The organism is Stenotrophomonas sp. FR024 (assembly GCF_047500745.2).
Classification (GTDB): Bacteria; Pseudomonadota; Gammaproteobacteria; order Xanthomonadales; family Xanthomonadaceae; genus Stenotrophomonas; species Stenotrophomonas maltophilia_A.
In genome coordinates, this window is sequence record NZ_JAXAXM020000018.1 from 33032 (window position 1) to 45512 (window position 12481).

12 protein-coding genes and 1 pseudogene are annotated in these 12481 nt (G+C 68.4%); 2 read left to right on the forward strand and 11 right to left on the reverse strand.

The window, feature by feature from the left end; translation table 11 throughout:
- The 6 genes and pseudogenes from ACMZ91_RS17560 to ACMZ91_RS17585 all read right to left on the reverse strand — a co-directional run.
- Positions 1-147, reverse strand: a pseudogene (locus ACMZ91_RS17560) (hypothetical protein); the annotation flags it as partial.
- Between the two features lie 3 nt (positions 148-150).
- Positions 151-1497, reverse strand: a complete 1347-nt coding sequence (locus ACMZ91_RS17565; protein ID WP_032129906.1) for a peptidylprolyl isomerase — start codon at positions 1495-1497, stop codon at positions 151-153.
- Positions 1494-3995 carry an LPS-assembly protein LptD gene (gene lptD / locus ACMZ91_RS17570; RefSeq protein WP_080291831.1) on the reverse strand — a complete coding sequence of 834 codons (2502 nt, stop codon included), beginning with the start codon at positions 3993-3995 and terminating at the stop codon, positions 1494-1496. Before lptD ends, ACMZ91_RS17565 begins: the two co-directional genes overlap by 4 nt.
- An 89-nt stretch (positions 3996-4084) precedes the next feature.
- The gene (locus tag ACMZ91_RS17575) at positions 4085-5023 is read right to left on the reverse strand and encodes a histone deacetylase family protein (RefSeq protein WP_049460914.1); all 939 of its coding nucleotides are present in this window, start codon (positions 5021-5023) and stop codon (positions 4085-4087) included.
- A gap of 9 nt (positions 5024-5032) precedes the next feature.
- Entirely contained in the window at positions 5033-5587 is a 555-nt protein-coding gene (locus ACMZ91_RS17580) for a cob(I)yrinic acid a,c-diamide adenosyltransferase (protein WP_049460916.1), read from the reverse strand.
- Positions 5588-5595: 8 nt separating this feature from the next.
- Positions 5596-6180, reverse strand: coding sequence for a hypothetical protein (locus ACMZ91_RS17585; RefSeq protein ID WP_019338105.1), 585 nt, complete (start codon positions 6178-6180; stop codon positions 5596-5598).
- A gap of 105 nt (positions 6181-6285) precedes the next feature.
- On the opposite strand from ACMZ91_RS17585, the gene ubiH reads away from it, so the two are divergent.
- Positions 6286-7494: a 2-octaprenyl-6-methoxyphenyl hydroxylase gene (ubiH, locus tag ACMZ91_RS17590; protein ID WP_049460918.1), complete on the forward strand. Its 1209-nt coding sequence runs from the start codon at positions 6286-6288 to the stop codon at positions 7492-7494.
- Positions 7491-8672, forward strand: a complete 1182-nt coding sequence (locus tag ACMZ91_RS17595) for a UbiH/UbiF family hydroxylase (protein ID WP_049398145.1) — start codon at positions 7491-7493, stop codon at positions 8670-8672. The genes ubiH and ACMZ91_RS17595 overlap by 4 nt, the downstream gene beginning before the upstream one ends.
- 211 nt (positions 8673-8883) lie before the next feature.
- Here ACMZ91_RS17595 and ACMZ91_RS17600 read toward each other — a convergent pair whose 3' ends face one another.
- From ACMZ91_RS17600 to ACMZ91_RS17620, 5 genes are all read right to left on the reverse strand, one after another.
- Complete coding sequence (locus ACMZ91_RS17600; RefSeq protein ID WP_049460920.1) at positions 8884-9279, reverse strand: EF-hand domain-containing protein; 396 nt, start codon at positions 9277-9279, stop codon at positions 8884-8886.
- A gap of 49 nt (positions 9280-9328) precedes the next feature.
- Positions 9329-10396, reverse strand: a complete 1068-nt coding sequence (gene rlmM, locus ACMZ91_RS17605) for a 23S rRNA (cytidine(2498)-2'-O)-methyltransferase RlmM (protein ID WP_049460923.1) — start codon at positions 10394-10396, stop codon at positions 9329-9331.
- Positions 10380-10940: a nucleoside deaminase gene (locus ACMZ91_RS17610; RefSeq protein WP_004154307.1), complete on the reverse strand. Its 561-nt coding sequence runs from the start codon at positions 10938-10940 to the stop codon at positions 10380-10382. Before ACMZ91_RS17610 ends, rlmM begins: the two co-directional genes overlap by 17 nt.
- Positions 10941-11038: 98 nt before the next feature.
- Positions 11039-11761, reverse strand: coding sequence for a DUF6348 family protein (locus tag ACMZ91_RS17615; protein ID WP_049460925.1), 723 nt, complete (start codon positions 11759-11761; stop codon positions 11039-11041).
- A 46-nt stretch (positions 11762-11807) separates the two neighbouring features.
- Complete coding sequence (locus ACMZ91_RS17620; protein ID WP_049460927.1) at positions 11808-12461, reverse strand: membrane protein; 654 nt, start codon at positions 12459-12461, stop codon at positions 11808-11810.
- Positions 12462-12481: the final 20 nt, after the last annotated feature.

Sequence of the window (12481 nt, forward strand, 5' to 3'; positions counted from 1 at the left end):
CCCCCCCCCCCCCCCCCCGCGCAGGGTATCCGGGTCGGCGAAGGCCAGCAGCCGGCAATCTTCACGCGGCTGCTGGACGAGGCGGACACACAGCTCCGGGCCGATCCCGGCGGGCTCGCCCGGTACCAGAGCGAGCTCGGGGCGCATCGGTCAGGACTGCGGCGGCGTGGCGGTGTTTTCCGCGCGGTCGCCGCTGCGGAAGCTGACGTAGGCTTCGCCACGCAGTTCCTGCAGGAAGCGGTTGTACTCGTCTTCCAGCTTGCGGCGGCCGATGGTCTCGCGGACCTGGGCACGCTGGTTGTCAGTGGTCACGTCGGTCTGGCGGGTGCCCACGCGCTGCACGATGTGCCAGCCGGCATCGGTGCGGAACGGCTGGCTGACGCCACCGTCCTGGATGCCGGACACCTGCTGGCCGAACGCCGGACCGAACGCGTCGGCCGGGAACCAGCCCAGATCGCCGCCCTGGCCCTTGCTGTTGTTGTCCTCGGAGGACTCCTTGGCCACGGTCTCGAAGTCCGCGCCACCGGCGATGCGGGCACGCAGGGTATCGATCTTGGCCTTGGCGGCAGCGTCGGTCTGGTGATCGTCCACGCGCACCAGGATGTGGCGGCCGTGGTACTCGGTGACCGTGTGCTCGCCACCGCTGGCGGCGCTGGCATCACGCACTTCCACCAGCTTCAGCAGCTGGAAGCCGCTGGGGCCGCGGATCGGGCCGACCACTTCGCCGGGCTTCATCTTTTCCATCATCTGCGCGAAGGCCTGCGGGATTTCGTCCAGGCTGCGCCAGCCCAGGTCGCCGCCTTCCAGCGCGTTGGGGCTGTCCGAATAACGCACGGCGGCGGCGTTGAAGTCCAGCTCACCCTTGTCCAGCAGGGCCTTCACGCCTTCGGCCTTCTTCTGGCCGGTGGCGATCTGGTCGGCGTTGGAGCCGTCGGGCAGGGCGATCAGGATGTGCGCCAGGTGGTACTGGTTGCCAACCGTGGCCTGCTGCTTCAGGGCGGCGTCGACTTCGCCCTCGCTGACGCTGATGCGGCTCTGCGCGAAGCTCTGGCGCAGGCGCTGCACGGTGATTTCATCGCGCACTGAAGCGCGGAAATCGTTGAAGTCGATGCCGTCGTGGGCCAGGCGCTGGCGCAGTGCATCCAGGTTCGAGCCGTTCTGCTGAGCGATGGCATTCATCGCCTGGTTCAGCTCCTGGTCGCTGACGCGGATGCCGCTGCCCTGTGCGCGGGCCACCTGCAGCTTGACCAGCACCAGGCGCTCGAGCACCTGGCGGCTGAGTACGTCTTCCGGCGGCAGCTGGTTTTCACGGCCGGCGTACTGCGCCTTGATGTTGGCGATCGCACGCTGGAGCTCGCTCTGCAGGATCACGTCCTCGTCGACGACGGCGGCGATGCGGTCCAACGGCTGCGCCTCCTGCGCGAGCACCTGCAGGGGGGCGGACACGCTGGACACCGCCAGCAGGGAGGCGAGAAGAACGGGGAAGCGCTTGGTCATGGGATCTGATTCGGATCGTAGTCATCCCGGGTCGCCCCGGTGTTGCTGGGCGGCACGAGATAGAGGTCGTCGCGGTTGTAGCCGAGGATAGCACGGCGCAGCGTACGGTCCGTGTCCTGGCCGATGGAGCTGAGGCCCTTGAGGACGAACTCCAGCTGGATGGAATTGTTCATGTCGCCTTCGCGGTTGCGCACGTAGCGGCGGGCCACTGCACGCACGGCCAGGCAGCAGCTGTCCCACTGCACGCCGGCGATGATCTCCAGCGGTTCCTTGTCCTGCAGCGAGTAGTAATACCGGCCCACCAGGCTCCAGCGCGCATTCAGCGGGTACAGGAACGACAGGTCGGCCTGCTCCAGCAGGGTCCGGTCATGCTTGTTGGCGGTTGCCGGGGCGCCGGCATTGATGCGGTAGCGGTAGCTGAGGTTGATCACGCCATCGTTGGGCATCAGATAACGGGCGCGGACGCTGGCCAGATCCTCGCGCTTGTACTTCGGGTCCCACTGGTAGGTGGCGCCCAGGGTCCAGCGGTCGTTGATCATGTAGTTGCCGTCGGCGATCCACGCCGACTTGCCCTTCTCCACCGGCGCGCCGCCCGGCGTGGTGCTCACCCGCGATTCGTCGAAGTACTGGATCTGGCCGATCGCGGCCGAGAAGCGTTCCTTGCCGGTGGTCTGGTCGATGAAGCGGGTGCCCAGTGCCAGGGTCAGCTGGTTGGCATCGTTCTGGCGGTCGGCGCCGGTATAGCGCGAGTCGCGGAACAGCTGGCCCCAGCTGAAGGTGAAGTCACGGGTGTCGAAGATCGGCAGCTCGTCCTGGTTGCGGTAGGGGGTGCGCAGGTAGAACAGGCGCGGCTCCAGGGTCTGCAGGAATGACTTGCCTCCGATCGACGTCTCGCGATCGAAGAACAGGCCGGCATCAAGGCTGCCGATCGGCAGGCTGCGGCTGGGCGAGGTATTGCCGCGCAGCTGTTCCGGAGTGGCCGTGGCCGGGTCGATGCCCTGCGAGCGCAGGATCTGGGCCTGGATGCCCCTTACCCCATCCACTAGACCACGGTCCAGTTGATAGGCGGTGTAGCGGTAGGCCAGGGTAGGGGTCACATACCAAGCTGCGCCACTGATCGGGAACGACACATACGGCTTCACGTCCAGTCGCGAACCGCCGCTGACACCGACGCCGTCGGTCCACTGCACTCCATTACGGGTGTACTGCAGATCCTCGCCGGCGCCGACGGCATTCTTGAAGTTGATGTCGTCATGCGTGAAGCGCACCGCTTCGGTGTAGATGCCGGTTTCCAGCCACGGCAGCACCGGCTTGTTCCAGTTGAAGAACAGGCGTGGCTCGCGGTTGTAGGGCAGGGCGCGCTCGTCGAGGGTGTAGTCGGTCAGCTGCCAGCGGTCGGCCATGATGCCGGCCGTCCAGTTCTGGCCGGTGCCGTACAGGCCGATGGTGCTCTGCAGGTTGGAGGCGGTCACCCCCACCAGGCGGTTGGCGAAGTCCTCGACATAGCGTTCGTCGCTCACCCAGGCCAGGTTGGCGCGGGCCTGCCAGTGGCTGTTCACGTTGTGGTAGCCGTCGAACATCACCCGGCCGCGGTCGCGGTCGCGCAGCTTGTCGTTGGGCATGTAGCTGGTCAGCACCTCGCCACGGCCGCCGTTGTAGAGGTAGCGGAACTCGTTGTCGAGCAGCAGGCCGCGCCGGCTCATGTAGCGCGGGGTCAGGGTATCGTCGTAGTTCGGCGCCAGGTTGAAATAGATCGGCTGCGCATAATCGAAGCCATTGCGCCCGGACATGCCCAGCTGCGGGAACAGCAGGCCGGTCTTGCGGCGGTCATCGATCGGGAACTTGAAGTAGGGCGCCCACAGCACCGGCACCTTGCCGATCCGCAGCACGGCGTTGCGGGCCGTGCCGAAGCCTTCGTCGTTGTCCACTTCGATCTGCGGCGCCGACAGCTTCCACACCGGCTGCGACGGGTCGCAGGTGGTGTAGGTGGAGCGGTGCATCTGGCCGACCGCGCCCTGCAGGTCGACCGACTCGGCATCACCGTTGCCCCGGCGCGATACCAGCTGGTACTTGATGTCGGAGATCTTGTGGGTGTCGCTTTCCTGGTTGCCTTCGGCGCGCTTGGCGACCATCCGGATCGACCCGTCCTGGTAGCGGACATTGCCGTCGGCGATGTAGTTGCCGGTCTCGGTGTCGAAGCTGAGCTTGTCGGTACCGACGAACTGGTCACCCCGGCGCAGCGCCACGTTGCCCTCGTACTGCGGCACCGTGGTGGTGCCCAGCAGCTGGTCGCCTTCGATGTCGGTCGGCTGGTTCTCGCGGGCGGCTGCGGCAGCAGCCTTGTCCTGGGCCGGGACCGGGGTGGGGGCGTCGGTGAACGCGGGAATGACGTCGGTGGCCGGGCACAGGCCCCAGTTGAGCGGCTTATCATCGGCCATCGCCGGCAGGCTGATGGCGATGCTCAGAGGCAGGGGAAGCAGGCGGAGGGCTCGGCGCACGCGGTTCGGATTCGGGCGAAAACGGACGGTAGCTTGCCCCATCCCTTGCATAGGGGCAATGAAGGGCGCCGGAGCCTGCCGGTTCGGGTTCATCCGGCGGAGGCACCCGCAGAGGGGGTGATCAGGGCCTGGACATGGGCCATGCTGCACTCGGCCAGGGCCTGCAGGTCGTAGCCGCCCTCCAGCATCGAGACCACCCGGCCGGCGGCGTGACGGCGTGCCAGCGCATGCAGTTCACGGGTGATCCAGGCGAAATCGTCGGTCTCCAGCATCAGATCGGCCTGCGGGTCGCGCAGGTGGGCGTCGAAGCCGGCGGAGATCAGCAGCAGCTGCGGACGGAAGTCGTCGATGGCTGGCAGCATCTCGTCGGCCCAGACGTTGCGGAAGCGGAAGCCGCCGCTGCCCGGTGGCAACAGGATGTTCATCAGGTTGCCGGCACCGCGGTCGCGGCGCAGGCCGGAATTGGGGAACAGCCCGGCCTGGTGGGTGCTGTAGTAGGAGACCCGGGCATCGTGCTGGAAGATGTCCTGGGTGCCATTGCCGTGGTGGACGTCGAAATCGACCACCGCGATCCGCTCCAGGCCATGGCGGTCACGGGCATAGGCGGCAGCGATGGCGATGTTGTTCAGCAGGCAGAAGCCCATCGCCGTGCTGCTGGTGGCGTGGTGGCCCGGCGGGCGTACCGCGCAGAAGGCCAGCGGGTCCTCGCCCAGCATTACCGCATCGACCGCGGCCACACCGGCACCGGCGGCGTGCACGGCGGCGCTGGCCGAACCTGGCGAGGTCCAGGTGTCCATGTCCAGCTGGCGCAGCGGCGCGGTCTGCGGCTGCAGCACGAAGTCGAGCAGGGCGCTGTCGTGGACCCGGGTCAGTTCGCCGAACTTGGCCGGCGGCGCCTCGCGCCAGTCCAGCTGATCAGGGAAGGCGGCGTGCAGTGCGTCGAGTACGTACTGCAGGCGCTGCGGGCACTCCGGATGGCCGGGGCCGGGGTCATGCAGCAGGCAGGACGGGTGGGTATAGACCAGCATCGTGCCGACTCAGCGCTGGCGCTGCTGTGGCTGCCACAGCGCTTCGCCGTGGCCATCGGCTCGGGCCAGCACCCGGGCCAGCACGAACAGCAGGTCCGACAGCCGGTTGAGGTACTGCAGCGCCTCGCTGCGCACAGCCTCGTGGCGGGCCAGGGTGACCGTTTCGCGCTCGGCGCGGCGGACAATGGTGCGGGCCAGATGGCAGCGCGCGGCGGCTTCGCCGCCGGCCGGCAGGATGAATTCCTTCAGCATCGGCAGGTCGGCGTTGTAATGGTCCAGCTGCTGTTCCAGGGCCGAGACGTCGGCGGCGTGGATCGCGGCATGGCCGGGAATGCACAGCTCGGCGCCCAGGTCGAACAACTGGTGCTGCAGATGCACCACCAGCGCGCGCACATCCTCGGGCAGGGGCGCGGCCAACAGCAGGCCGAGCGCGGCATTGGCCTCGTCGACGGTGCCGTAGGACGCCACGCGGGCGTCATCCTTGGCTACGCGCTGGCCGTCGCCAAGGCCGGTACTGCCGTCGTCGCCGGTGCGGGTGTAGATGCGCGAGAGGCGATGACCCATGGCGCGGCTCAGTGGCGGATGTCGCGGCGGGCCTGCTGGAGCTTCAGCACCTGCTCCACGGCCAGCTGCAGGGCGGCGGCCAGCGCCACATAGATCGCCGTGGTGCGAAGGTAGGGCCCGAACCACTGCGCGTAGTTCTGTGCCCAGCCGGCCAGGGTCGGCTCGGCCACGTTGCGGCTGCTCCAGTAGAAACCGCCCTGTGCCAGCAGGTGGCAGACCGCCACCGAAGCGACCAGCAGCAGTGCGCCCTTGGCCAGTACCGGCCAGCGCGCGCTCTGGTAGTTGCGGCCCAGCAGCATGCCGCCGGCCCACAAAGAGAAGTAGGCCGGCAGCAGCAGCCAGTAGCCCGGCGACACGCAGTAGTGCTGCCAGAAATCCAGACCGCTGCTGCGGATCACGATCCAGTCCACCAGCACCGCGAACACCATCAGCAGCGGGAACGCCCAGCGCGTCCAGCGCGCCAGGTAGAAGCCACCGATGAAGAACACGGCCCAGGAGGCATCCGGAATGGCCGCGAAGTGATTGACCCGGGTCGCCGCCAGCAGCAGTACGAGTACGGACAGGACGAAGGCGCGGTTGGCGGTATCGGACATGGTGGGGCCCGGAGCGGATTCAGGTTTCATTCTAGCCCGCCGCGCAGGTTGGCGCAGGTGCCGCCCGTTCGGCGTACAGTCGGGGCGAGCGCGTATCATGAACACATGAGTGAACGACATGACGTGCTGATTGTCGGTGGTGGCCTGGTCGGTGCCAGCCTGGCCATCGCCCTGGACCGGCTGGGCCGCGACGTGGGCCTGCTTGAGGCCAGCCCGGCCGGCGAGCTGCCTGCGGTGTTCGACCAGCGCAATCTCAGTTTCGCCGCTGCCACCGTCAATGCGCTGACCGCGCTGGGGGTGATGCAGAAGCTGGCGATGGCACCGGGCCCGATCCGGCGCATCCATGTCAGTCGTGCCGGCGATTTCGGCCGTGTGCAGCTCGAAGCGGCCGATTACGACCGGCCGTGGTTCGGCCAGGTGGTGGTCGCGCGCGATTTCGGCCAGGCGCTGGAAGCGCGCCTGCAGGAACTGCCGCGCCTGCGCCGTTACCGGCCGATGCGGTTCCTGGGGCTGGGTGAGGTGGTCGATGGTTACCGCCAGGTACGGGTGGCTGACGAGGCTGGCGAACGCGTGCTGCTGGCACGGTTGGTGGTGGGGGCCGATGGCACCACCAGCGGCGTGCGTGGCGCGCTGGGCATCGAAGTCGACCGCCATGATTTCCAGCAGACCCTGTTCGTGGCCCGCGTGCGCAGCCAGCGCGCGCCGGATGGCACCGCCTGGGAACGCTTCACCGATACCGGCCCAACCGCCCTGCTGCCGCGTGGCGATCGTCACTTCGGCACCGTGCACGGGGTAGCGCGCGACCAGGCCGATGCGGTGATGGCGTTGGACGATGCGGCCTGGCTGCAACGCCTGCAGAGCGCGATCGGCTGGCGTGCCGGCCGCCTGCTCGAGTCCGGCCCGCGCAGCGCCTACCCGCTCATCCAGGTGCTGGCGCGCGCGCTGGCCGGTGAGCGCACGGTGCTGCTCGGCAATGCCGCGCAGACCATCCATCCGCTGGGCGCACAGGGCTTCAACCTGGGCCTTCGCGATGCGCTGACCCTGGCCGAACTGCTGGAGGATGCGCATGAGGATGCCGGCAGCGATGCGCTGCTGAAGGCCTACGTCGCGCGGCGCGAGGAAGATCGCCGGCAGACGGTGGCGTTCTCCGGTGGGCTGGCACGATTGACCAGCAACCCGGCACCGCTGATGCGGCCGCTGCGCAGCCTCGGCCTGGTGGCCGCACAGCGCGAGTCGGTGCAGTCGATGCTGGTCGGTGGTGCGATGGGCTTCCGTGGTGACGTGCCGCGCCTGTGCCGCGGAGAAGCCGCATGAGCCGGCGCACGCGTCTTGATGTGGCCATCGTTGGTGGTGGCGTGGTCGGTGCCGCGTGTGCGCTGGCGCTGGCCGATGCCGGCCTGTCGGTTGCGCTGGTGGAAGGCCGCGAACCGGCACCGTGGCAGGCCGCACAGCCGGACCTGCGCGTGTTCGCCTTCGCCGCTGACAACGTGCAGCTGTTGAACCGCCTGGGTGTGTGGCCGGCGATCGCGCAGGCCCGCGCCTGGCCTTACCGGCGCATGCAGGTGTGGGATGCGGCCGGTGGCGAGGATCTGCTGTTCGACGCCGATCGCTTCGGCCGTCGTGAGCTGGGCTACATCGTCGAGAACGGCCTGCTGCAGGATCGTCTGTGGGCGGCGCTGCCGGCGGCGGGCGTGCAGCTGCACTGCCCAGCACGGGTGGAAGCGCTGGAACAGGATGAAGACGGCGTGCGCCTGCGGCTGGATGACGGGCGCCGCCTGGAAGCGGCACTGGCGGTGGCCGCCGACGGTGCCGAGTCAACCCTGCGCCAGCTGGCCGGGATCGAGGTTGAAAAGCATGACTACCACCAGCGTGGCGTGGTGGCCTATGTGGACAGCGATCTTCCCAACCAGGCCACGGCCTGGCAGCGCTTCCTGCCGACCGGGCCGCTGGCGCTGCTGCCGGTGGCCGAGCGTCGCAGTTCGATCGTCTGGACCCTGCCCGAGGATGAAGCGGCTCGCGTGCTGGCCCTGGACGAGGACGCCTTCAACCGCGAACTGACCCGTGCCTTCGCTGCGCGCCTGGGCGAACTGCGATTGGCGTCACCGCGTGCGGCCTTCCCGCTGCGTCGCCAGCTGGCCCGTCACTACGTGGCTGGCCGCGTGCTGGCGCTGGGTGATGCTGCGCATGTGGTGCATCCGCTGGCCGGGCAGGGCGTGAACCTGGGCCTGCGCGATGTCGCCGCCCTGCAGCAGTGGCTGGCGCCGTCGGCCGAACGCCGCGGCCAGCCGCGGCTGTCGCCGCAGCGCCTGCAGCGCTGGGCACGCGAACGGCGCAGCGACAACCACATCGCCGCCTACAGTTTCGATGCGATCAACCGCCTGTTCTCCAACGACGAAATGCACCTGACCCTGGCCCGTGGACGCGCGCTGGGCTGCGTCGGCAAATGGCCGCCGCTGGTGCAGGCGTTCTGGAAGCGCGCCGCCGGGGTCTGACCGGAATACAGGTCGCTCTGGCAGGTGCCAACGCCGCTCTGGTAGGTGCCAACCTTGGTTGGCACAAGGCTGGAAATACCCTCGCCTCATCTGGGCCCAGGATGCCTGATGGATGTGCCAACCAAGGTTGGCACCTACCAGAAGCGGGCTCCGCTACCGCCGTTGATCCAGTAGATCCACGCCATGCGTGGATGAAGATCGCGCCGGTGGATCAATCAACCAGCCAACCAGCCAGGTCGGCACGATCCAGCTTGCCGCGACGCTTCACGTCCAACGCATTGAACTCATCGGCCAGCGCCGGATTGGCCTGCGCTTCCTCGCGGCTGATGAAGCCATCACCGTTCACATCCAGCGCGGCGAAGTGGATGCGGTACTGGCCGACCACGCTGCTCGGTTCCAGCGAACGCACGGTCACCTGTGCCTCGCCGGCCGGCCGTGCAATCTCGACGCTGCCGGTGACCTGGCCGGCGCCCAGTGGCTGCTGGCGGATGGCGCCGCCGGTCGGGCCCAGCGGCTGGACCTGCGCCGGCATGGACGGCAGCTGCTGTGCAAGGGCCGTTGCAGTTGCCAGCAGGGCGATCAGTATCGGAATCGAGCGGTATCGCATGGTCCCATTCCTCGGTAGCGCCGGGCCACGCCCGGCGGGCACGACGGCCTCAGCGCAGCGGCGACGCCAGCACGGTGATCTCTTCACGATCGTGATAGAGCTGCTTGGCGCGGACCACCAGCGGCTTGCAGGCCTGCTCCTGGAACAGGTCCAGGCACAAGCGGGTTTCGTCCCAGCGCTTCTTCATCGGCAGTTTCAGGTTGAAGATCGCGTGCCTGCACCAGCCTTCGCGGAACCAGGTGGCCATGCGTTCGGCCACGCGCCGCGGCTGCTCGACCATGTCGCAGACCATCCAGTCCAGCGGCTGTTCCGGGAGCCAGTGGAAGCCATCGGCACGCAGGTGCTCGACCAGGCCGGTGTCCAGCACGTGCTGGCGCAGTGGGCCGTTGTCGATGCTCAGCACGTGCATGTGCTGGCGGGTCAGCACCCAGGTCCAGCCGCCGGGTGCGGCACCCAGGTCAGCCGCGCGCATGCCGGGCCTGGCCAGCGCTTCGCGTTCTTCCGGCGCCAGCAGGGTCAGCAGGGCTTCGTCCAGCTTCAGTGCCGAACGCGACGGCGCTTCGGGCAGCAGCTTCAGGCGCGGAATGCCCAGTGCCCACGGTGCGCTGTCGGCCGGGTCGGCTACGCAGACGAAGGCGTGGGTGCCGTCGACGAACACCACGTGCAGGCGCGGCAGACGGTCGTTCGGCTTGTCGGTGAGCTTGCCGGCCTTGCGCAGCGCCGGGCGCAGCGCATTGCCGAAGGCACGGGCCAGCCCGGACAGCGGCTTGCCGGCGTCCGAATCGGGATGTTCCACCCACAGGTCGCCGAAGCGCGGCGCATCGGCCAGCACCTCCAGCATCGGGGTGATGCGGTCGGCTGGGTCCAGCTGCGGCAGCTCGGCCAGCACCACCAGCTTCTGCCGCGCGAAGATCAGCTCGCGCCAGCGCAGGCGCGGTGCCAGGGCGGCGGCTTCGTCGCACATGAACAGCACGTAGCCATCATTGCGCTGGGTGCGCGCATAACCGGCGAAACCGGCTTCACCGGCGCGGAACTGCAGTTCGCCGGCCAGCTCGGGCTCGAAGCCCTGCCGGCACAGGCACAGCAGGCCGATGCCGGCCTCAGTAACGGGCGCCATCGCTTTCCCCATAGGCACGCAGCACGCTGCGCGCGGCGTCGCGGTTCAGGCCCTGCACCACTTCGATGCCGCGCTTGTTGAGTTCACCCACCCAGTCGGCCGGCAGCGGGCCTTCATCGAACGGGGTCAGCTCTTCGACGTCGGCCGAGTTGGCACCGATCAGCAGGCGGTCGATGCCGGCCCACACGGTGGCGCCGTAGCACTGGCAGCACGGCTGCGAACTGGTGGCCAGGGTGACCGGCGACAGCACTGCGTTCAGGCGCGGGGTCTGCAGGCGCTGCTGGGCCAGCATGTAGGCCATGTTCTCGGCGTGCGCCAGCGAGGTCGCGTGCGGCATCACCCGGTTCACGCCGGCGGCGATGACCTTGTCATCCGGGCCGAACACCACTGCACCGAACGGGCCGCCACTGGCGTGCTCGACGTTCAGCCGCGACAGCTCGATCGCCAGCGCGACCTTGGCCTCATCGCCCGGATATCGACGATCCAGGTCGATCTGGTCGTGGATCCAGGCGGGAAGGGTCAGGTGGACTTGCGCGTACAGCATCGCGGGGGTGCCTCGTAATGGGATGGAAGAAGGTGCGGTTGCTTGGGAAACCGGCGCGCAGTGTAGCCGCACCGGCCTGTATCGGGTGTGGCGGTGGGTCAGCCCGGCGAGCCGGTGCGGATCACTACGTACTGCTTGCGGAACTCCAGCCCGGCCTGCGGCCAGCTGGCCGCGTAGGCGCGCAGCAGGGGCAGGGCGGCGGCGAAGTCGTGGCCGTTGACCCGGCAGTCGGCTTCGCACAGGCCGTCGGCATCGCGCGAGGCGAACAGGCGGATGGCGAGGAACTGGCGGGCTTTCAGCAGCTCATCGAAGGCCTCCATGCTGCGGGTGAACAGGCAGCAGGGGCAGGAACCGTGGTCGTCCTCGCTGCAGGTGGAGGCATCCACCTCCTGTGCGCGGTAGTGCGCCAGCGGCCCCAGCACTACGGTGCGCTGGTGTTCCTCGCCGTCATCGCCGGCCGGATAGGTCAGGCCCATCATCGGCAGGCCCTGCGCGTCTTCGGCGCCGATCGCGGTCTGCAGCGTGGCCAGGTCCACCCGCACCCAGGCCTGGAAGCCGGACAGCAGCGATGCCTGCTCATCGGCACCGTTGGCGTGCTGGTACTCGAACAGGCCATCGGCGAACAGCACCGGATGCTGGCTCTCGATGACGGTGGAGGTCTGCCAGCCGCCGTTGTCGCGCGCGTGCGCGGCCATCGCATGCGGGGTCAGGTGCAGGCCGCTGTCCAGCAGCAGCGCGTCGCCGTCGACGTGGCTGGCGATGCCGGCCTCCTGCAGGACCTGCTGCAGCAGCGGGAGGAGGGCGGTGGAGGTCGTGGTCATGTCAGGCCTGTGGATGGGGTGGAACATCCAGGCAAGGCCTGGGGATCTAGCGGTCGAGCGCGTCAAGTTCGGCGCGATATCGCTGCGCGTCGGACTGCTGCTGCGGATCGTTGCCGTGGTCGCGCAGCCAGGTTTCCAACTCGCGGCGATAGTCCGCGCGGAAATCGGCGTTGCCGGGGCTGAAATGCAGCTTGCGTGCCGCCACTTCCACCCGCTCGCGCGCGCTGGCACGGGCCTGGGCGATGCCGTGCGGGGATTCGTTGGTGAGGATGACGAAGTTGCGCGGGAAACCCGGCGTGTACTTGACCACGAACGGCTGGTCGGGCGCCGGGATGCGGATCGCGTTCTCCAGCGGCCACAGCGAGGCGGTGTTGGTGTGGAACACCACCTCCACGTCGCGGCCCTCGGCGGTGCGCAGCACCCCTTCGTAGCGCCAGATGTACTGCTCGTTCATCGTCGAACTGGTGCGCTCGGACTTCACGATCACCGCTTCACCACGCTCGCCCACCACGTTGAGGAAGGCGGCGTTGAGGAAGTGGCCGAGGAAGATGTTGAGCATCGCCAGCGGGAACACCACGATGGCGTAGCCCGGAAAACGCCGCCACCACGAGACCAGCCCGGCCAGCACCATCGCCGAAAAGAACGTCAGCAGCGGATGCTGCGAGATGAACCAGAACAGGACGGAAAGGGCGGTGATCATCGTCGGAGTCATGCGGGCGC